The 19,592-nt window shown below is 33.9% G+C and carries 14 protein-coding genes; 3 read left to right on the top strand and 11 right to left on the bottom strand.

Annotated elements, in window-relative coordinates:
* Positions 1–70 precede the first annotated feature (70 nt).
* Together MY04_RS15765 and MY04_RS15760 are read left to right on the top strand one after the other, a co-directional pair.
* Positions 71–238, top strand: coding sequence for a hypothetical protein (locus MY04_RS15765; RefSeq protein WP_158297729.1), 168 nt, complete (start codon positions 71–73; stop codon positions 236–238).
* A 141-nt stretch (positions 239–379) separates the two neighbouring features.
* Positions 380–1,819, top strand: a complete 1,440-nt coding sequence (locus MY04_RS15760; protein ID WP_066211144.1) for an aldehyde dehydrogenase family protein — start codon at positions 380–382, stop codon at positions 1,817–1,819.
* A 235-nt stretch (positions 1,820–2,054) separates the two neighbouring features.
* Here MY04_RS15760 and MY04_RS15755 read toward each other — a convergent pair whose 3' ends face one another.
* From MY04_RS15755 to metG, 3 genes are all read right to left on the bottom strand, one after another.
* Positions 2,055–2,711 (bottom strand): hypothetical protein, encoded by a 657-nt coding sequence (locus tag MY04_RS15755; protein ID WP_066211142.1) that lies wholly within the window; start codon positions 2,709–2,711, stop codon positions 2,055–2,057.
* Position 2,712: 1 nt separating this feature from the next.
* Positions 2,713–2,937: a hypothetical protein gene (locus tag MY04_RS15750; protein ID WP_066211137.1), complete on the bottom strand. Its 225-nt coding sequence runs from the start codon at positions 2,935–2,937 to the stop codon at positions 2,713–2,715.
* 151 nt (positions 2,938–3,088) lie between these two features.
* Positions 3,089–5,152, bottom strand: coding sequence for a methionine--tRNA ligase (gene metG, locus MY04_RS15745; RefSeq protein WP_066211134.1), 2,064 nt, complete (start codon positions 5,150–5,152; stop codon positions 3,089–3,091).
* A gap of 329 nt (positions 5,153–5,481) precedes the next feature.
* Here metG and MY04_RS15740 point away from each other — a divergent pair, with 329 nt between their 5' ends.
* Positions 5,482–6,231, top strand: coding sequence for an SAM-dependent methyltransferase (locus MY04_RS15740; RefSeq protein WP_066211132.1), 750 nt, complete (start codon positions 5,482–5,484; stop codon positions 6,229–6,231).
* A gap of 112 nt (positions 6,232–6,343) precedes the next feature.
* Here MY04_RS15740 and yiaA read toward each other — a convergent pair whose 3' ends face one another.
* The 8 genes from yiaA to MY04_RS15700 all read right to left on the bottom strand — a co-directional run bounded on the left by yiaA (position 6,344) and on the right by MY04_RS15700 (position 19,573).
* The gene (gene yiaA, locus MY04_RS15735; protein ID WP_066211130.1) at positions 6,344–6,742 is read right to left on the bottom strand and encodes an inner membrane protein YiaA; all 399 of its coding nucleotides are present in this window, start codon (positions 6,740–6,742) and stop codon (positions 6,344–6,346) included.
* 580 nt (positions 6,743–7,322) lie between these two features.
* Positions 7,323–9,170 (bottom strand): tetratricopeptide repeat protein, encoded by a 1,848-nt coding sequence (locus MY04_RS15730; protein ID WP_066211128.1) that lies wholly within the window; start codon positions 9,168–9,170, stop codon positions 7,323–7,325.
* A gap of 1,462 nt (positions 9,171–10,632) precedes the next feature.
* Complete coding sequence (locus MY04_RS15725; RefSeq protein WP_066211126.1) at positions 10,633–10,938, bottom strand: hypothetical protein; 306 nt, start codon at positions 10,936–10,938, stop codon at positions 10,633–10,635.
* A 329-nt stretch (positions 10,939–11,267) separates the two neighbouring features.
* Positions 11,268–13,028, bottom strand: coding sequence for an Ig-like domain-containing protein (locus tag MY04_RS15720; RefSeq protein WP_066211124.1), 1,761 nt, complete (start codon positions 13,026–13,028; stop codon positions 11,268–11,270).
* Between the two features lie 145 nt (positions 13,029–13,173).
* Complete coding sequence (gene mnmG / locus MY04_RS15715; RefSeq protein ID WP_066211121.1) at positions 13,174–15,048, bottom strand: tRNA uridine-5-carboxymethylaminomethyl(34) synthesis enzyme MnmG; 1,875 nt, start codon at positions 15,046–15,048, stop codon at positions 13,174–13,176.
* Positions 15,049–15,340: 292 nt separating this feature from the next.
* Positions 15,341–15,781, bottom strand: a complete 441-nt coding sequence (ybeY, locus tag MY04_RS15710) for an rRNA maturation RNase YbeY (protein ID WP_066211118.1) — start codon at positions 15,779–15,781, stop codon at positions 15,341–15,343.
* Positions 15,781–16,197 carry an ATP-binding protein gene (locus MY04_RS15705; protein ID WP_236941079.1) on the bottom strand — a complete coding sequence of 139 codons (417 nt, stop codon included), beginning with the start codon at positions 16,195–16,197 and terminating at the stop codon, positions 15,781–15,783. Before MY04_RS15705 ends, ybeY begins: the two co-directional genes overlap by 1 nt.
* 1 nt (position 16,198) lies before the next feature.
* The gene (locus MY04_RS15700; protein WP_066211113.1) at positions 16,199–19,573 is read right to left on the bottom strand and encodes a DUF4175 family protein; all 3,375 of its coding nucleotides are present in this window, start codon (positions 19,571–19,573) and stop codon (positions 16,199–16,201) included.
* Positions 19,574–19,592: the final 19 nt, after the last annotated feature.

The raw sequence follows: 19,592 nt of genomic DNA, 5'->3' as shown, positions 1-19,592 counted from the left end.
TTATCCAATAAATCATTACCTATATTTGTTGAAGAGAATTACTTATCATTTTTTTATCAATTGAAATAGTATGTCAACTAAACTACTTTTACTAATTGGAGCATTGTTTATCATTGCTTCTACCTTTATCAAGGTACAATTTGGTGCCGATACCATCGTGACTGTTTTAAAGTTTATTGGTTTATTTTTTATCGTTGGTAGTTTCGTGAAGATCCTCATTCAGAATATCAAAAAGTAAATATTAAACTCTTGATCGTATTTTTTGGTTATTCAATTAACTATCCATTATTCATTTTGTGAATTCTATTTTTTTAAGTTAATTAGATATATACCATCGAATTAGCTATTTGATTTACCAATAGTACAAACACCTATTTTTATGGAAAATGCAATTATTACTTCAGATCAGAACATTCAAAACATTGAAGATATATTCATTCATTTAAAGAAGAATAGACAAGCCATTAAGGATACTACTGCCAAAGTGAGAATAAAGAAATTGAAACTCCTGGAGAAATATATTCTTGATCATCGTTCTGATATTCAAAATGCAATCCATAAAGATTTTAATAAGAATCCGATAGAAACGGATGCGACAGAAATTCTTTCTACACTTGGTCTTTTAAGACACGCTAGAAAAAATTTGAAAAAGTGGATGAAGCCAAACAAAGTAGGGACTCCATTAAGTATGTTGGGTACTTCTTCAAAGGTGATGTACGAACCCAAAGGAGCCTGTTTGATTATTTCCCCGTGGAACTATCCTTTCTATCTGGCAATGGGGCCATTAATTTACGCTATTGCAGCAGGAAATACAGTGGCTATAAAACCTTCCGAGATATCATCAAATACTTCTTTATTTATCGAGAAAATGATAAAGGATCTTTTTCCTGATAATGAAGTGAAAGTGGTGTTAGGTGGCGTGGAAACATCAACAAAATTATTGGAGCTTAAATTTGATCATATCTTCTTTACCGGAAGTCCGCAAGTGGGGAAAGTGATCATGAATGCAGCATCAAAGAATCTTTCTTCTGTTACTCTAGAATTGGGAGGTAAATCGCCTACAGTCGTACTAAATGATGCCGATTTAAAAGATGCTTCCGATAAAATCACATGGGGTAAGTTTATCAATGCCGGACAGACTTGTATTGCTCCCGATTACTGTTTAGTTCCAAAAGAATTGGAAGCTGAATTTGTCGATCAGATGCAAAATACCATAAACGAGTTTTATTCTCCGGATGGTGAAGTGATTGAGCTTTCGAAGGATTTTGCAAGAATTATATCCAATAAACATTTTATCCGTTTGCAACATCTGATTAACGATGCTGCCGAAAAAGGGGCTACAGTAATGATGAACGGGGAAATGCATGAGGAAACTAGATATATTCCTCCTACATTACTCACAAACGTTACGGACGACATGCTGATTATGCAGGAAGAGATTTTCGGACCTATCCTACCGATCAAGACCTACGAAAATGTGGATGAAGCTTTAGAATATATCGCTTCTAAGGAGAAACCTCTGGCACTTTATGTATTTGGTCAAAAGAAAAAAGATATCCAATATGTTATTCATCACTCCACTGCGGGTGGAACATCAATAAACGATACTGTACTTCATATCAATAATCCTGAATTACCTTTTGGTGGCGTAAACAATAGTGGTATTGGTAAATCGCATGGTATCTACGGATTTATGGGATTCAGTAATCAAAGGGCAATTCTTAAAAATAGAGTGGGGATGACGGGGATCAAACCTATTTACCCTCCGTATGGTGATTTGGCAACGAAGTTGTTGGATTTTATCATCAAAAAGTTTTAAAAAAATCTTTAGAAATAGAAAAGGCTATGTCATTCTTATTTGATATAGCCTTTTCTATTTTATATAAATTATATTTTTTGCTTAAAGACAGAGAAATGTACGAATGTTAGATCACGAGGTCAGAGACCTCTAAAGTTTTTAGGCACAAATGACGTTTCACTTAACATTTGCGCCAGTGTGGACGAACCAAACTTATTAGTTATTACCTATTAATTATTACTTAAAAAATTATTACCTACCTAAGTTTTTCCACCAACTTCCTCACATGATGAAACCTCGGTGCTCTTTCCAATAGCTCATCCAATTGTTTCACATAAGCAGCTACCAATTCGGGTACCTGACTTTTTTGCATCAAGAGATGTTGTCCTACCAACCAATAAGCACGTTCTGCAATACTCATGTTTTCCCCATATTGTTGGTAATGTTTTGGCAGAAGATTAGATAACCTCCATATCCTCATAAAACCTAAGAAATTTGGGAGTTGTTGGTTAAAAGCCATTGCAGCTTCTAATAAAGAGTAATAACTTTTTGGTTTTTCTAGATCGGGATGAAATTTTAGATCTTTAATCAGCATCATCAAATCGTTGGCTTTGGCGAACTTCTGTTCCTCCAATAATTTCATCACCATCTGATATAGAAGTCTTGAACCAGACACCTGAAGTTTATCTGCTTCACTGGGAACATAATCCACGAATACAGAAAAAAGCTCTTCGAAAGAATCAGCATTGTTTTCTTCCAAAGCGACTTTCAACATATCGTAGAGTACCCAAGCCATAGCGGCCTGTAAGGATTCATCTTCGGGAGCCAATTCCAACAAACGTCTAGCTGTTATAAAAGCTTCCTGATATTTCCCTTCTTCCCTTAAAGAATATATTTCTGTTACTGAATACACCTTATTTATTTCTTTCCTTAAATCGTTGATCTCTATCCTTACGGTTTCTCGAAGTAAGCTTTTTTAAACCTACTTTCACTCCTAAAAGAATAAAGCAAAAACCACCTAATTTTGCATTTTCAGAAAAGTCGACTCCACTTTTCCAATCGTAGTAAGCCAACATAAAAAATGAAATTCCGGCCATTGCGAATATGAAATTCACTAGCCAATCAAATCCTTTTCCCATTTTGTTTAGTTTATTGTTGATAACTTGAGTTGGATCAAAATCGCCTAACTCAAGTAAATACAAGTTAGTATATCATAAACATACAAAAAAAGAGTAAGTGATCAGTCAAAAACCTTCCCACTTACTCCTTATATTTTAAAAGATATATACCTTATCTAATAATAGATCCCTCAGACAATTGTCCTGTTGGAGAGATAAATGATAAGCTACCGTCTTTGTCTTCTGCCATCAAAATCATTCCTTGAGATTCTACACCTCTGATTTTTCTTGGAGCCAAGTTTACTAAAACAGAAACTTGTTTTCCGATGATATCTTCTGGGGCAAAGAATTCAGCAATACCACTTACAATCGTTCTTTTGTCGATTCCAGTGTCTACTGTAAGTTTTAATAGCTTCTTCGCTTTCTTCACTTTCTCTGCTTCAAGGATGGTACCTACACGGATATCCATTTTTTGGAAATCATCGAATGATGTTTCCTCTTTTTGAGGTTCAACGGGCTGTTGAGCGATTTTAGTTTTCTCTAATTTTTCAATTTGAGCTTCAATCGTTTTGTCCTCCACTTTGCTGAACAACAACTCTGCAGGAGCAAGGCGGTCATAAGCTGTAATCAATTCTGGGTTACCCACTTGATTCCAATCCAACGACTCCATTCCTAACATGTTTTGGATCTTCTTCGCGGTATTTGGTAAGAAAGGATCGATAGTGATCGCCAAGTTACCAGCAATTTGAAGTGCCATGTTCAGAATAGTTTTTACTAATTCTGGATCTTGCTTGAACAATTTCCAAGGCTCAGTATCCGCCAAGTATTTATTACCTAAACGAGCCAATTTCATTGCTTCAATCAAAGCTTCTTTGAATTTGTACTGCTCGATTAATTTCTCCACTCTCAATGGAAGCTCTTTCATCTCTTTAATGATGCCTTCTTCCATTTCAGTAAACTCACCTGCAACAGGTACTTCACCTTTAAAGTATTTGTGCGTTAATACAACGGCTCTGTTGACAAAGTTACCCAAGATAGCTACCAACTCGTTGTTTACACGCTCTTGGTAATCTTTCCAGGTAAACTCTGAATCTTTATTTTCTGGAGCAATGGATGTCAATACATAACGTAACTCGTCTTCTCTATTAGTTAGATCTTCCAAGTACTCGTGTAACCAAACAGCCCAGTTTCTTGATGTCGATAATTTAGCACCCTCTAAGTTTAAGAACTCATTGGCAGGTACGTTATCAGGAAGGATAAAGTCGCCATGTGCTTTCAAGATAATAGGGAAAATGATACAGTGGAATACAATATTGTCTTTACCAATAAAGTGTACCAATTTAGTATCTGCTTTCTTCCAATAATCTTCCCAGTTTTTACCTTCTTTAGCGGCCCAATCTTTAGTCGCAGAGATGTAACCAATAGGAGCATCCAACCAAACGTACAATACTTTTCCGTCTGCACCTTCTACTGGAACTTTCACACCCCAATCCAAATCTCTGGTCATCGCTCTTGGCTGTAAACCTTGGTCGATCCAAGACTTACACTGACCCATTACAGAATTTTTCCACTCTTTAGGATCATGGTGAGGTCTACCGTCTAAAGTACCTTCGACAATCCACTCACGTACCCAATCCTCGTGCTTGTTCATTGGCAAGTACCAGTGACGAGTTGTTTTTAACGTTGGAGTTGCTCCAGTAATCGTCGATTTTGGATCGATTAATTCTGTCGGACTCAAAGAAGTACCACATTTCTCACACTGATCACCATACGCACTATCGTTGCCACAATTTGGACAAGTACCCATGATATAACGGTCGGCTAAGAATTGTTTTGCCTCTTCATCATAATATTGTTCCGACTCATTTAATTCGAAATGTCCTTTCTCTTCTAAATTCTTGAAAAAGTCTTGTGCTGTTTCATGATGAATAGGAGAGGATGTTCTATGGAACAAATCGAAAGAGATACCGAACTTCTCAAAAGTATCACCAATCTGCTTGTTATACTTATCAATTATGTCTTGAGGAGTAATGCCTTCTTTTTGTGCTCTAATTGTAATGGCCGCACCGTGCTCATCACTTCCACAAATAAAAGCGACATCTTTTCCTTTCTGACGCAATGATCTAACATAAATATCGGCTGGCAAATATGCACCAGCAATATGCCCAATATGAAGAGGGCCGTTCGCATAAGGTAATGCTGCAGTTACTGTGTATCTATTATAATGTTTTGACATGTAGTGTCTTCTTGTTTTTACAGATCCAACGACTTTTTGTACCGATCGACAAAGTCGATGGCAAAGTTAAAGAATTTGAAGAAGTTTATCACTTGTTTGCCCTTTGAATAACAGATGTTTTGATAAATCAAACGATTTATTGAAACTAAGCCTTAAAACCATCCTAATAAAACCATAAATCAACATCAATTTCTCCATAGTGGCTTCATTTCTTCTTCCCTTAGTTCCTTAGTTCTTCAGTTTCTTACTTCCATAGTTACTAATATTTGTTTGCACAATAAATCAATTGCCTTACTTTTGCGTTTACCTAAGAAACATATTAATTACTTATGAAAAAGGCGATACATAAAGGCGAGGAATGGTTTGACCAATGGTTCAACACACCATATTATCATATTCTGTATTCCAATAGAGATTTTAAGGAAGCAGAGGAATTTATGAGAGTATTGTCTACTCATCTCGAATTAAAAGCAAACGATAAAGTTCTAGATTTAGCTTGTGGAAAAGGAAGACATTCTATCTTTTTAAATAAGCTAGGTTATGATGTAGAAGGTATTGACTTATCCACAGAAAGTATACATTACGCAAAGCAATTTGAAAACGATACTTTGAAGTTCAATACCCACGATATGAGAGAGTTGTATAAGGAAGAAGAATATGATTATATCTTCAACTTATTCACATCATTTGGTTATTTTGAAACAGAAGAAGAAGATCTTCAAGCAATACAAATGATTGCTCACAGTTTAAAGAAAGGTGGTAAATTTGTACTCGATTATTTCAATACTTATAAAGTCATCAACAGTCTTCCGGAAAAACAGGAGATTAATCGACAAAATATGACGTTCCATGTGCATAAGTATTTGGAAAATCGCCATGTAATGAAAGAAATTGCTTTTACTGACGAAGGAAAAGACTATTTATTCACAGAAAGGGTAGAAGCGTTGAAAAATAAAGATTTCAGATACCTTTTTGAAGCAGTAAATCTAAAAATTGTTCACACTTACGGAGATTATCAACTGAATAAGTTTGATAGAGAAAATTCTGATCGAATGATTTTTGTGGTTGAAAAGATATAGGAAAGTGAAAAAGTAAGAGGTAAGAGGTAAGAGGTAAGAGGGAAAATACTTGCTTAAAACTTAAAATAGAAAAGGCGTCACATAATGCGACGCCTTATTTTTTTGATACTTATCAGTTACTATTTTGATAACTGATGGTATCCCTAGTATTTTTCTGAATAGTAATCGCTCCGAAAATACTCAACAAGAAGCCAAAGGCATAAAAACCTTTCTCACTTGGCAAGATATCAGCATTAAATAATCCAATGGTTAATAATGTAATTGAAGCAATTAAAGAGAACCAACTTAATCCGTAATACAAGTTAGAAACCTGTATAAATTCTTCTTTATCTCTTACTGATTTTTGTACGGAAATCGCTGAAAACAGTGCGAAAAGGATAACAGTTAAATAATAACCTTTCTCATTCAATAACATTTCAGCTCTAAAAAGACCAATTAAATATCCTCCTAGTCCAACAGCAAAAGCAATCCAAGAAGAAGCGATGTAGGCATTAGATGGTTTAGCACTCATAATTCATTAGTTTCGTGAAAAATCAACAGCTTTGGTATGCTGCCGTTTAAAATCAGACTTTTTGATAATCAGTCTGATAAATCAAGATGCTTGAAAGAGTAATGTTAATATCATCTTGATTTTTTTGTATGGTCTTTCCAACGCATCAAAATAAAATAGGTTGTGAAAAGTTTAATAAAAATGAATATTCACTCATTATTTAACATTTAATAATAAGATAGGTAGCAGGTAGCAGGTAGCAGGTAGCAGGTAGCAGGTAGCAGGTAGCAGGTAATTTATTTTTTGAGGTTGAATATTAAAAACTTAGAGTGAACTTTCTAAAGGTAGACAAATAGAAGTCAATTTAAGTAACTTCTGAGAGCAAAAAAAGGGGTGATGAAATCCCTCTTTAAAATTTAATAAAACTATCGTATTTACAGTAAATAATTATTCACAAATAAGCCATCATTTTCTCACCTTCAAAAAAGAGGTGGTGCAACCCCTCACTACAAAAACAGAGGAGCGAACCAAACCTGCTACCTGTTACCTGCTACCTAAAAAAATATCAGACATCAAAAATCTAAAAATTTAATACAGACTTCTAAGACTTATTAATATTATCCCCCCTAAGCTGTCTAAATCGCTTTCTAGCGTCTACTTCATAGCTCGAGCCCTTAAACTTAATCAGGTGCTCTTTAAAGTAGTGCATAGCCTCTTCTTTGTTCTTCAGGTGGTCCTGATAGATCACACCTAGGAGATAATTAGCATCATCTGCCCAGATATCGTAACTGTGGAACTCTAGAATTTCTTTTAGAGGTTCTGTAGCTTCTTCGTATTTTCCGAGTTTTATCAACAATTGTGATTTTTCCCAAAGAATTTCATCAGTTAAACGATGCCCTTTAAAAGTCACCAACATTTGATCATAACTTTTCAACGCTTTGTCGTATTGTCCTTGAAATACCAACAAATCTACCTTGGCATATTCTTCCATAGCTAAAGAAGTGGTATCTAAATTCAGATTATCTGCAATAAGTAGCGACAATGCCATAGCATCGTTACTGATTGTTCTAGAAGTGGCCAACTTTAACACATCCAATTGTGATTGAGCCAATCTGAAATCTCCAGTATAATAGTAAAGTTTCGCATTTTTCAATTTTGCTTCATGACCAATCTTTAATTCACGATTACTCTTTGCTACTTGTGAATAAAGTAATGATGCTTCCCAAGGTTCGTCTTTCAGTAGGTAGATATCACCTAAATCCAACTTGGCTTGTGAAACTAATGACTTTGGAATATTTCGATTATCAATAATTTGCTTCAACTCTGTGATGGCAGAGTCTTTCTGATTGAGATAAAACGCTTGAAGTAACGCCATATTACGCATCGCATCGCCTGTTTGTGCGGTTAATCCCACTTCTTTGATAATTTGTTGGTAATCCTTTACCAAAGATTCTATTTGATTACGATCGATAGGATAAGTGCTCTTCACAATTTCCTCTTTCGTTTCTATCAAGAACTTTCTAGCCACAGGATACACCGCATATTCTTTATAACGATCCACCAAATACTGGAAGATCTTCTGTGCATTCTTATAATCCTGATTATTCTTCGCTAGTCGACCAATCTCTAAAATCTTATATCCTTCTAACCTCAAACGTTTATCGAGCGCTCTAGCCTGTATAAACGCCCCGTAGAACTTCTTCTGCTGTAAGTAGTACCAAACGATCATCTCGTTGAATACAGTCATGTCAGCGTTCTTCTGCACCTTTGTCAGTAACTTCGGTTCTAATAGGTCAAATTCTTCTTCTGACGTCAATCTATCTTGTAAAGCAACTTGGACATACTCCAACTGATCCGGCTTCACTGTGAGCAATTTTAAGTACTCATCGATCATCAATTCTTTTTTGCCTGACTTATTGTATAAATCAGCCAATTCGTAAAAGAACATTTCTCCGGATATTTTCTCACCTTCTTTGTAACTGTACTCCGCATAATTGTATAAACCTAGGTCGGCACAATACAAAGCAGTATAACGAAGCTTGGTCGTGTTATTCACAATTTGTTTGATGTAAGCATGAAAATATTTATCAGCATGCACCGTATCTTTTTCAATCAACTTTACTCGACAGTAATCCACTTGATAGGTAGAGTTGCCTGAATTTGACTTCACCAGTTTTTTTAAATATTTATCCGCCTCCTTCAACAACTCCTTTTTTAAAAGGATACTTAGATAATTTTCGTGGATCTGATTTATCAATTCTTTTTGTTTTACCAGATCACGATACAGTTCCAAGGCTTTATCGTATTCTTCTGTTTTATAATATTCCTGGGCGAGTTCTAACTTCTCTTCTGTTTTATTTTGAGCCAACCCAGTTTGAGTTAAAAGGAAGAGACCTCCGAGACAAAGGAAGAGTATTCTGATTTTTTGAGTAATGGAGGTTTTCAACATTTTCTTAAAAGATAAATAATAGAAAAATAAAAATTTAAAATTCTTTTTTATTGTTATTAGGGCTGTGTATAAGTTGATAAATCGGTTTACTCACAGGAATATTAAGCTTACACACATTTCTATTCAATAGTCCAACACCGCATAATATATACAATAACAGTGTTTTATGGCGCTTTTCAACAATACTAACACAAAAATAGGTAGTAAAGTTATTCAGTTAAATACTGTGTTTAGAAGCGCCCTTTTGAGATGAATAACCTTATACACACCAATGTGAATACCGTGAATAAGTCCGATTTGTGAACTATTGTGGATAAAAAGGTCACTTATTAAACATTTCACTCACAAATCACATCTTCTCACAATTACTATGTGAATAATGTTGATAAGGTACAGTATCTTCTTAAGAATGTACAATTACTAAACTTTACATTTATTGATGACAAGTTTTGATACATTCTATACATGAATATACACAATCCTGACTTTTTTAAATCATTTTATTGATTAAAAATTAATCCACCTCTGTGAATAATTTTTAGATGCTCAATTTTCGATTTCCTTAAATGTTAGACGACCTCTTCTCTTCAATTTTGAATACTTCTTAATGCATTTTATACCTCATCTTTTAAACATCATGTGAATTATGTTATTGTTGATATGTGTAAAATATAGTATTACAACAGTTGTAATAGATTGATATACAGATATATAACAATAATTTACCCTTGTTAATTAACCCATTTTCTGTTTGTATTTACGTTGGTAAATAACAAAACTTAACTTTTGTTGATAAATATGTTGATAAGTACCTAAGTTATCAACAGTTTGAGGAATGTTATGTTGACATTAATGTGCAAAACCTCTAAATCCCTTATAATGAGTACCTAAAGTGTGTATCGAGTTAAACTAGGCCTTAATTGCCCAAAACCTTTGAAATAAGGCCATAAACGCACTTTTTTTAATATTTTTTAAGAAGGTATTATTTGAGTTTATTGATTTTGCAACTTTATAAAAACTTATTCACACATTTTGAGGTCCTAAAGCGTTTTAACAATGGGTTCATTATCAAATTGATAATGTAACATGAAATAGTATATATAGAAAAGCCTTCCAAATATTGATAATTAGAAGGCTTTATTGTGGATAAGTAAGGGGGGAGCTATCCTCTAGGTAATATCAGATTGATAAACGAATCTTTAATTTTTTCACTTAAATACGCAGTGTAGTTTTCACTACCATTTTTAAACAATAGGAGATACTCATTTTCATTTTCTAAGGATTGAAATAAAGTCATCATCGATTGTGTATTGTTCGAATTAGAAAATAAGATTCCTTTCTGCGTTTTTATTTTATCGTATTTCTGATCATTATATTTTAAAATGATAGGAGATAGGGTAATATCCTCTTGAATATAGTTTTCTGATTTTAAACTAAAGAAACGAATAGGATTACTATTCAGTTATACTTTTTGATGTTCAATTTCTATATGATGAAATATAGAGACACCTTCTGAATGATTTCCTACAAACTCATAAACTATAGAATTATCGTCCCACTCATATTGCTGTTTTTTTGTAATCGTATAATCTTCTAAACTTATTTTTTTCAACCCACCTTTTTCGATACTTTCAATACCTACATTGGTCGGATCATAATATCTTTTTGTTGGTGTAGCTTTTACGTCCAAGTTTGGTTTATATTCTCCAGCGACTACTTCGTTTTTTATTCCTAAATATTCCTCCAGAACTTTTTCTAAATTTTTCATTTCATAGCTTTCTTTTTCGAACCAACTCCCATTAATAATTTGATCGTCTATATTCGAGTTGTGATATAAAATATTCAGAGAATAAACTTTCGTTTGACATTCATTATTTTTTTTTACTTTTTTTAATTCCTCAGTAACATAAAATTGTTTGATGTCTTGTATGTCAACTTCTAAGGACCCACGATTAAATGGATGAATAGGAGAGGTCTAGATTTTAAATCAGAAGTTTGCTTAATATTCATTCCATTAAAATTTTAGCTAAAAAAAAGACTAACCTAAGTATTGAAACTTAAGTTAGTCTATTAGTCATGTCTTTACAAAAAGAAAATTTACCTTTTATCGGTATTGATTATAGTATCTTCTCTTCGAATTTCCCAATTGGCTTCTACCTTAATTTGGTTAGGGAAGAAGGCGGTAGGTTCTGGTGGAATTCTATTTTTAAAATCACCAGGGAACCAAACTCCATCTCCGTTTTCATCAATTAATACTCTGATCTTATAGGTACCTGGTTTTACATATTCGAAACTAAATTTTCTTTCATCTTTAATTTCCATGTAGGGTTCATTTTTTCCATCCAAAAGTTGAACGATAAAGTGATCATGACTACCCTTTACCTCACCTTCAACAATACCATATTTGTCCGGTTCCTTGATAGTAAACGAGACCGATTTATTTTTTGTGGAATCACCTTTTACAGAAACAAAAGAATTCTGTTTAAAGATAACGGTGAAAGCAGAGTCGGCATAAAAACCAGGAATCGTTAATTCTGTTTTGTCATGATTAAACGATAAGTCAATATTATTTGCATCCAATAAACTATCAAGCTGAACAGTGTCTGTACTCCATACATACATCATACTATCTAGATTCCATTCTTTCATTGGGATAGGGAATTTTAAAACTAGATCTACAGAATCTTTTTCTTTGATATCACTATCCTCAGGGTATAATTTATTGAAGCTAATTCTTTCTACTTCTTTTTCTTCAGCTTCACCACCTAAAGCATTTCCTACTTGCTTTAAAGCTCCACCAATTAAGCCTCCATTTTTCTTTCTTTCTGCTCTTTTTTGTTCAGCTAAAAATTCAGATTTACTAGGGAACATCACAGTAGTATCGAATTCTACTTTTACATCTAATGAGTCAATACCATATCCTTTTACTCTAATGGAATCTTCAATATCTCTCATACCTGTGTAGATTAACTTCACCTCACCGGCATCATTTCTCATACTGAAAACACTATCTGTGAATGAATTTTTTTCAGGAAAATCTAAACGATAATCCACTACATATTTATTGAATTGAAGAAGAAGATCTTCTTTATCTTTTTTCGCACGGTTAAATTTTAAATCAACTAAATCATAATCCCTTACATATAATTTTACCCCATCAAGGTTTTTATCTAATAAAATGGAGTCAGAAAAGAAGCCAATTTTTTCTTCGCGCAAAGTGTATTTATAATCTTCGTTCGCATCCTTAATGGCATACACTGTATAATATCCAGGTTTAAATCTTTCTAAAATAAATAAACCATCTTTTACTGTTCTTGAAAAATATAATGGAGGATCTGTATTTACATCCAAAGAATCATAAGGATTATATAAAGCAATGATACCACCTTCGATAGGTTCGTTAGTCATTAAATCTCTAACAGATCCAGTCACTTCCAAAGAGTCCAGGTAGCTACCAGTACTAACAGAAAAGCGAACATTTTGTGCAGGATTTTTTTCCGTAACGTCAACAATAGCTTTACCAAAATCAAAATAATAAGTAGTATTTGATTGTAAAGTATCCATGATATTCATGATCAACTTTCTACCAGATACTTTGGTCTTATATTTTAATGTACTCTTGTAAGGAGTGATAATTAGATTCTGTTTTAACTTCTCCTCTTGGATAGGTTCATCAAAATATAAAGTCAATTTAAGTTTTGTAGTGTCCACATTTGTCTGACCATCGACTGGAGTTGAGGCAGCAAACTTAGGAGGGATTTCATCTTTTGGACCTCCAGTAGGAGAGGAGACAACAGCACAACCATAAACAGTAAATGCCAATGCAGTTAAAAGAAGTAATTTAAAAATATGGTTCATTAGTAAAGATGACTAAATGTAGATCACAAGAATACCATTTGATTAGGTTAAAAATCATGTGATGATCAATAAAGTTTCAAGATACAAAATAAGGCATATCTCTTTAAAAGAGGTATGCCTTATTCATAAAATTTAATGCTTTTTTTTAAGCCTTTTGTTTATCAAGATACACCATCAAGATGGTAACATCGGCAGGAGTTACCCCACTAATTCTTGATGCTTGTCCTAAAGTAAGTGGACCTACCTTAGATAATTTTTCTCTTGATTCAGCAGATAAAGAAGTGATCTCTCTGAAATTAAATCCTTCTGGAATTTTATAATTCTCTAGGGTCGTTAACTTCTCAGCAATCTTTTCTTCTTTCTCTATATATGTTTCATACTTCAATAAAATCTCAGCTTCTTCCAAAGCTTTCTCACTGAAGTTTTCAAATGCTTCTTTCAAAGCAGGGGCACATTCCATAGTTAAAGCCATTCCTACATTAGGACGTTTGATAAACTTATCAGCTTTTAAACCATGGTTCATCGTTTGTAAACCACTTGCTTCTAAATGAGGATTTGCATTCGCTACTTTCACACTAGTTTCTTTTAGTGTTTCAATAGTCGATTCAATCTCTTGCTTTTTCTTTTGTACAGCTTCGAATCGATCATCTGATGCTAATCCTAATTGATGTCCAAGTGGAGTTAATCTAAGGTCTGCATTATCTTGTCTTAATAAGATTCTGTATTCAGCACGTGATGTAAACATTCTGTAAGGCTCCTCAGTACCTTTGTTGATAAGATCGTCGATCAATACACCAATGTATGCTTCTGATCTCTTAAGAACGAATGGCTCTGCTTCTACGATCTTATTATGTGCATTGATACCTGCCATCAAACCTTGTGACGCAGCTTCTTCATAACCAGTTGTACCGTTAATCTGACCAGCGAAATAAAGGTTCTCAATTAGCTTTGTTTCCAGCGTTGGTTTTAATTGAGTAGGAGGGAAGAAGTCATACTCAATAGCATAACCCGGTCTGAACATCTTCGCATTTTCAAATCCTTCAATCTTTCTCAAAGCTTTGTATTGAACGTCTTCAGGTAGTGAAGTAGAGAATCCGTTGATATACATTTCGCAGGTATTCCAACCTTCAGGTTCTACAAAGATTTGGTGACGATCACGCTCGGCAAAACGGTTGATTTTATCTTCGATAGACGGACAGTATCTTGGACCTAATCCTTGAATTCTTCCGTTAAACATTGGCGATCTATCGAATCCTGTTTTTAGAATATCATGAACTTCATTACTAGTATAAGTGATGAAGCAACTTCTTTGTTTCGTTAATGATGTTGTTTGATCTGAGTAAGAAAATTTCTCAGGGTTTTCATCACCTGCTTGTTCTTGAAGTTTCTCCCAGTTTAAAGAACGGCCATCTACTCTTGGAGGAGTACCTGTTTTCATTCTACCAGATTCGAAACCTAAAGAAACCAATTGTTCAGTTAAACCTTTAGCAGCGTGTTCACCACTACGGCCACCTCCAAATTGTTTTTCACCAATGTGGATTAAACCATTTAAAAATGTACCATTCGTTAAGACAATAGCTTTAGTATTGAATACTACTCCTAAACTTGTTTTAACTCCAGTAATTTTATCACCGTCCATAACAAGTTCAGTCGCCATTTCTTGCCAGATGTCGACATTCATATTTGCTTCAAGTGTGTCTCTCCATTCTTGAGCAAACATCATTCTATCACTTTGTGCTCTTGGACTCCACATCGCAGGACCTTTTGATCTGTTTAACATTCTAAACTGAATCATAGTCTTATCTGTGATGATACCAGACATACCGCCAAGGGCATCAATTTCTCTTACGATTTGACCTTTAGCAACCCCACCCATTGCTGGGTTACAACTCATCTGAGCGATGGTTTGCATATTCATAGTAATCAGTAATACTTTAGAGCCTAAAGTTGCTGCGGAGTAAGCGGCCTCACAACCTGCGTGACCTCCTCCAATTACAATGATGTCATAAGATGGATACATTATTTTCTCCTTTTATTTTTTAAGTTCCACGTGGAACAATGATAATCCTTCAATGAAAAATTGAGGAAGTAAATCCTCTAAACCTGAATTCGGATAATTGAATTTCAAGTCACAATACGAGTAATAAAAATATAAAATCTTCCTACTCTCTAATTTCCAAATGCAAAGATACATAATACATTGAAAATTAAACCTTAATGTTTTTATATATAAAAGTTCCACGTGAAACATTTTGTGTAATAATAATGTTTCACGTGGAACATGAGTATAATAAATACGATATTGAATTGGTTTATGAACTTAAACCGATAGGTCTTTTGGCTAATTGACGATCTTCTATATTTCTCATATTCGCTGCATCTTCTTCAGATTTATCTTTAAATCCTAAAAGATGAAGAATACCATGGATTAAAACTCGATGTAGTTCGTCTGTTTCATTAGTACCTAAACTCTGAGCATTATCTTTGATTCTATCAATACTTACGAAAATATCAGATTCTATTTCGTTTTCGTATTCTGCATTATCAAAAGTAATGATATCAGTATAGGTATCATGATCTAGGTATTCGACATTCACCTTATGAAGATATTCATCAGAGCAAAGAATATAATTGATCCCAATCAACTGATAATCGTGATCAGTAACAACGGTATTAATCCATTCCTTAACTAAATCTTCGTTATCAATAGTATAGGTGATATCTTCATTAAAAAAAGTAATTTCTCCCTCCATTAAATATAGAATGTTAGCGTGATAGCTCTTCCTTCTTTAGAGAACTCAACTTCGTCTGCAAGATGTTTCATCAAGAAAATACCTCTACCTCCTGGCTTATCAATGTTCTCTGGAGCTGTAGGATCTGGTAATGCATCGAAATCAAAACCTTTACCTTCATCTTCTATTGTAAAAGAAATCTCTTTTTCTGTAACGTCTAATTCTAAATGAACATTCTTTTCTTTGTCATTTCTGTTACCATGGATGATTGCATTGTTTACAGATTCTGTCACTGCAATCATGATGTTACCATAAATGTCATCGTTGAAATTAAACTCATCACGAGCTTGATCAATAAAACTCTCCGCAATTCTTACGTTTTCAATTAACGAAGGTATTTTTAATTTGAATGGTTTATTCATTGTACTTGTTGACATTTCAATCTTTTATATTTTCAAAGTACTTGTTTACTTCTTGTTTATAATACGTATTTAATGAAGTTGGGATCGTCCTTAATAGCTCAATTTGTGTTTCTTTTTGTTTTAAATACTCATCGAAGCTATCTGGAGGTGGAACCTGCTTCTGCTGCTTGGCAGTTTCGGCTTTCCTCTCTTCATCTTTACCTTTTTCTTTTTTTGCTTTTTCAGACTCCAACATCCTAGTTAGGATCTCTTGTTGTCTTTGAATCAACTTATCAGTTAAACGCTTATTTACCAAATCCTCTTCCGTTTTTTCCATTTCTTTGAGGATTTTTCCATAACCGTTACCACCGCCTTTTTCACCTTCTTCATCTTCTTTCCCTTGCATTTGCTCTTCACCTTTACCCATACTTTGTTTTAAAGCATTTCGGATCATTTCCTGTTGAGCGGCGAGTTTAGCCAATTCCTTGGATAATTCTTTTCCTGATTTACCAGACTTCTTCAAGTTCTGCATTTGTTGATTCAACTGTTGTTGCATCTGACTCATGCTAGGTGAAGAAGATTGTTGTTGCTTCTGATTCATTTGCTGACCAGCCATGTTCTGACTCATCTGCTGTTGCATGTTCTCTAATATGTCGTTTAAGAGCAATGCTAAATTATTTATAGAAGTCATTGTAAACTGCTGCTTACTTGCTGCAATTTCCGGGACTCTACGCTTGATAGCATCTAGACTTTCGTCCATATACTTATTCATTTGAGTCACCTCTCGAGTCACAAAAGACTCAATTTGGAAAACTCTTTTTGATAATGCAATTAAACTATCTTCAATGTATTTAGCATCATCTTTCAATTTAAGTTGTGTTTGTGACAACTCCACAAATTTAGGGTCGATTCTTCTAACTTCCTTAAATGATTCCATAAGATTTTCCTGATCGAAGGAAAGTTTAAGAAGATTTTCCATTATTTGACGTAAAGCCTCGTGATCTTCACTGATTTGCTCCATCTGTGATGACTGCATACTTTGTTGCATTTTTTGTGCCATCTGCTGCATTTTATTAGCCGCCTTTTTCTGAGACTGATGAGCATCTTTCTTTTTATCTTGATTCAGCTGTTCACTGGCATTTTGTTGTTCTTTTGAGATCTGTCTTTCATTAGGGGTAAACTGTTCGAAGTCCTGATTGGTCTGTTCTTTCTTGTCCATTTTTCTCAGTTCTTCCATCTCCTTCTTGATGTCCTCAAACTTTTTATTCAGTTCTTCCTGATCTTTTTTAAGTGCATCTTCCTCCGACTTATTATCTTTTTTCTCCTCCTCAGATAATCCCTCTTTCTTCTCTTCCTCTTCTAACTCTTTTGTTTTATTGGCTAGGTCCTGTTGTTCTTTTGCCAAGTCCTCTAATTTAGAAGAAACCTCTTTTGCTTTTTGTTCAATCTGTAATTTTTTGAAAAGCTTAATCGTTCGTTCTAATTCGTTCTTTAAGTTCTTCTGTTTGTTTTCAATGTTTTGCAAATTCTCCTGAAGATTCTGATTGATGTAGTTTTGTTCCATCAATTTTTGTAGTTCTTCATATAACTTCTGTGTTTCCTCATCATTAATGTCATTAATGATTTTCTGAAGTTGTTCCGCTTTATCAGAGGTACTTTTATCTTGATTGGAGAACTTGTCTTGCTTGTTTTGTAATTGCTGACTTTGTTCCTGAAGAGACTTTAATTGTTCTTCTAATTCTTTTCTCTTTTCGATGAGTTTTTGGATATCTTTTTTATCCTGCCAAGTTAACTGACGCTTACCTTTCAGCTTCTCTTCTAACTTCTTTAAATCTTTCTCCAGCTGATTGGCTTTGTCCAAAGTATCATCTAATTTATTTTCAGTCTCCTTCTTCGACTGATCAATTTCTTTTTCTAACTCAGCTTTAGTTGGTAAGGTAAAGGTGTACATAGGCGTTTTACTTCGCTTATTACCATTGACTGCATCATTGTCATATACCTCTACATAATATTCTAGTTTATCCCCCTCTTTTAGATCAAACTGATTCGTTTCTAACTTATAATAAAAGCTTTGATCAATCGCTTTATTATTAAAAGGGATATCCATTTTTTCGAACGTTCTTGGAGGTTTCTTGTCTCCGTTTCGTTTTATTCTATATCTCGTTCTTAAACGTGTAATACCATAATCATCACTGATGTTTCCTCCAAAGACTAAGTAATCAAACATCACAGTATCTTGATACTGTTTCATATTTATACTTGGGAATTTATCAGGAATCACATTTAAGTAATAAGAAATACTGTCTCTGTTACTACCATAAATATTTTTTAAGCTAACACTGTAAGCGGTTGACATAGTAGCTTCATGAACGTATTTAAATACGTTCTTCTTGATACCATCTGCTTCTACAGTTTTATCTGATTCTTTAAAATAGATGGCAATAGAATCAGCTGTTTTAGTATCAAACAGCCAAGTGATCTTGGATCCTTCGGGAAGTAATAAATTACCAGTATTGGAAAGCGTCTCATTATTCTTACCCGTGTATCTAGGGTAATCGACCTGAACACTAAACTGAGATAAAGAAGGTCGTGTTAAAGTGGTAATATGATGTTCAGTTGAAAAATATCCAGCAGCCTTGAATCTGAACTTTACATCATGTTGAATTTTTTTGAAAGTGTGAGAAAACGTTTTATCAAGTGGATTGTATTGTAATTTGATAATAGAGCCTTTGTTTGTTTCCAAATAAACATCAGCTGGAATTACATCACCACTTAATTTAAGGTTTAATTCGAAATCATCACCCTGAAAAGTTTTTAGATCACTATTTAATAATTCAAATCTAAAAGGAGCAACAGGTAAAAACTCTTTATCAAACTGTACAATCTTTGGTGTAGTATCCGTAATGATTTGAGGTTTGATAAGTAATATCCCAAAGAAAATGATCACAGCAGGTAATAGATACCGATATGAATATTTTAAATTCTCTTTGTAAGAAATTGCATGTGTAAAATTGATAGGATCAAACTGACGATTTCTTTTTTGTAAAGTAGCTTGGATTAAGCTATTGTCCTTTTCTTTTGCTTGAAGTTGTATAGAGTTGATCAGCTTATCTGATATTTCAGGAAAAAATGTTCCGATATTTTTCGCTGCTTCTTCGTCTGTTATTTGTTTTTTGAAACCTTTTAATTGAGCGATAGGTTGAATCACCCAAATGTAAAAAGTATAAGCAAAGGTTAAGATATACGTAAAGAAGAGAATAGCTCTCGCAGTTGTACCAAAATTATTGATATACTCTAATATGTTTATTAATAAAAAAAGACCTAAAACTGCAGCCATAGTAAGAATTATGCCTTTTAAAGCAGCGTTCTTATATAGTTTTTGTTTATAGGCTCTGATTTTATGATCAAACATGTAACAGGTTTTTTATTAA

The organism is Flammeovirga sp. MY04 (assembly GCF_001682195.2).
Classification (GTDB): domain Bacteria; phylum Bacteroidota; class Bacteroidia; order Cytophagales; family Flammeovirgaceae; genus Flammeovirga; species Flammeovirga yaeyamensis.
Note: the sequence above shows the minus strand (reverse complement) of the source record. Positions and strands in the feature narration are given on the sequence as shown.

Excerpts from the sequence above, each read along its gene's own strand:
- ybeY (WP_066211118.1), bottom strand. The coding sequence starts at position 15,781 with ATGGAGGGAGAAATTACTTTTTTTAATGAAGATATCACCTATACTATT.
- MY04_RS15765 (WP_158297729.1), top strand. The coding sequence starts at position 71 with ATGTCAACTAAACTACTTTTACTAATTGGAGCATTGTTTATCATTGCT.
- mnmG (WP_066211121.1), bottom strand. The coding sequence starts at position 15,048 with ATGTATCCATCTTATGACATCATTGTAATTGGAGGAGGTCACGCAGGT.
- MY04_RS15760 (WP_066211144.1), top strand. The coding sequence starts at position 380 with ATGGAAAATGCAATTATTACTTCAGATCAGAACATTCAAAACATTGAA.
- MY04_RS15730 (WP_066211128.1), bottom strand. The coding sequence starts at position 9,170 with ATGTTGAAAACCTCCATTACTCAAAAAATCAGAATACTCTTCCTTTGT.
- MY04_RS15725 (WP_066211126.1), bottom strand. The coding sequence starts at position 10,938 with ATGAAAAATTTAGAAAAAGTTCTGGAGGAATATTTAGGAATAAAAAAC.
- MY04_RS15750 (WP_066211137.1), bottom strand. The coding sequence starts at position 2,937 with ATGGGAAAAGGATTTGATTGGCTAGTGAATTTCATATTCGCAATGGCC.
- MY04_RS15700 (WP_066211113.1), bottom strand. The coding sequence starts at position 19,573 with ATGTTTGATCATAAAATCAGAGCCTATAAACAAAAACTATATAAGAAC.
- metG (WP_066211134.1), bottom strand. The coding sequence starts at position 5,152 with ATGTCAAAACATTATAATAGATACACAGTAACTGCAGCATTACCTTAT.
- MY04_RS15720 (WP_066211124.1), bottom strand. The coding sequence starts at position 13,028 with ATGAACCATATTTTTAAATTACTTCTTTTAACTGCATTGGCATTTACT.
- MY04_RS15705 (WP_236941079.1), bottom strand. The coding sequence starts at position 16,197 with ATGTCAACAAGTACAATGAATAAACCATTCAAATTAAAAATACCTTCG.
- MY04_RS15740 (WP_066211132.1), top strand. The coding sequence starts at position 5,482 with ATGAAAAAGGCGATACATAAAGGCGAGGAATGGTTTGACCAATGGTTC.
- yiaA (WP_066211130.1), bottom strand. The coding sequence starts at position 6,742 with ATGAGTGCTAAACCATCTAATGCCTACATCGCTTCTTCTTGGATTGCT.